The organism is Flavobacterium bizetiae, from assembly GCF_902804475.1.
Lineage (GTDB): Bacteria > Bacteroidota > Bacteroidia > Flavobacteriales > Flavobacteriaceae > Flavobacterium > Flavobacterium bizetiae.
This window is the reverse complement of the sequence record NZ_CADCSU010000206.1, coordinates 1-1,427: the sequence shown is the minus strand read 5'-3', so window position 1 is coordinate 1,427 and position 1,427 is coordinate 1. Positions and strand designations below refer to the sequence as shown.

The 1,427-nt window shown below is 33.4% G+C and carries 2 protein-coding genes; both read right to left on the bottom strand.

Annotated features, from left to right (window positions below; genetic code table 11):
• Positions 1–535 precede the first annotated feature (535 nt).
• The gene (locus FLACOL7796_RS23785; RefSeq protein ID WP_173973247.1) at positions 536–748 is read right to left on the bottom strand and encodes a hypothetical protein; all 213 of its coding nucleotides are present in this window, start codon (positions 746–748) and stop codon (positions 536–538) included.
• Between the two features lie 307 nt (positions 749–1,055).
• A complete protein-coding gene (locus FLACOL7796_RS23780; protein WP_173973246.1) occupies positions 1,056–1,235 on the bottom strand; it encodes a hypothetical protein in 180 nt (59 codons plus the stop codon).
• Positions 1,236–1,427: the final 192 nt, after the last annotated feature.

The following is a 1,427-nucleotide window of genomic DNA, read 5'->3' as shown; positions in this document are numbered from 1 at the left end:
CTATTATTCTATGAAATAAAAAAAAACAGAGAAGATAATATCTTCTCTGTTAGGGTATTTAAAAACCATATTTATTAGAAATACAATTTCTGTAGGAGTGGCACTGGTTAACCCTAACCAAATAAAAATCAACTCAGTGACCAATTTTCCTAAAGAATCCCAACACCAATCATCAATGTGGGGAAATTGCTCAATGTTCCACGATCGAGCGCCTACAAATTAAAAAAAACATGACTAAATTCTAAAAAAGGCTATACTGTATTTCTCTTAAAACGATTAAAAATTAACAACAAAGGCGACTTGTTTCGCATATAATTCCTGCTGATGTATTTACAGGACAAGTACCGCCTACGGGTATTAAAACGCACCCAGCTTCGATGGCATGAACCCAACATTCAGGAATTCCTCCCTTTATTGTTTTTTGCTCGCTCTTGCTGATATGTTGCGCACTTTCTAAATTTAAAATCTTCTTTAACATTATAAAATATTCATGTTGAAACTCAAATTATATTTTATTATAATTTTTCAGTGACTATTAACATGGAGCCATTAATATAGAACATTGATTATTTCCTATATATGCTGGTCTCAAGTTACGCGGATAGGCTAAACATTGCGCCTGTGTAGCATAAAACACAACAAACTCTCCACATTCTCCGTCTGGCGGAATACTTCCTCCGTTGATACTTTTTTGTTCACCTACACTTAATGCTTCGGCTCCTTGTAAGTTTAAAATGTTTTTTAACATGATATTTTTGTTTAAGTTTTTATTTAGGGCTTATTTATCCAATTTTAAAATTTATTCAAATGGAAATTTACAATTACCTGTACTTCCTTCACTCAGCCCCGGAATTGTTCCATCTGGACAATAAGTAAAGCAGGATGCACTACCCGTACTACAAAAACAACGACAATTAGTAGGAGGCTTAATTGGCTGTCCTCCTTGTATATTTTTTTGCTCATTTGCACTTAACAACTGAGCTCCCTCAAGGTTTAAAATGTTTTTTAGCATAACTATGTTTTTTGTTTTTGTTTTTAGTTTGATTCTGTATTAATTAGCAAGCTTTTGTTCCGTCAGGTACGCAATCCCAATAATATGGTACAGTTCCAAATTCATTACATCTCTTCGCGAAAGAACCTGGGTTGCAAACCGGAGCATTCCCTCCAGATATCATTTTTTGTTCGTTTTCACTTAATTCTACTGCGCCTTCAAGGCTTAAGATACTTTTTAACATAAGGCATAATTTATTTGTGAGTTACACTTCAATCATTTTAACGACAGTTGAAGCTTTCTGTCTATGCTTATGTAGAAAAAATTAACCGTACTACCTACCGTCTGGACACAAATATATTTTTAGTTATATTTGATAAAAAGTGCAGACTAGATATTTTGAAAATTTAAAAGACAAGCGATTGTTGAATAGAGG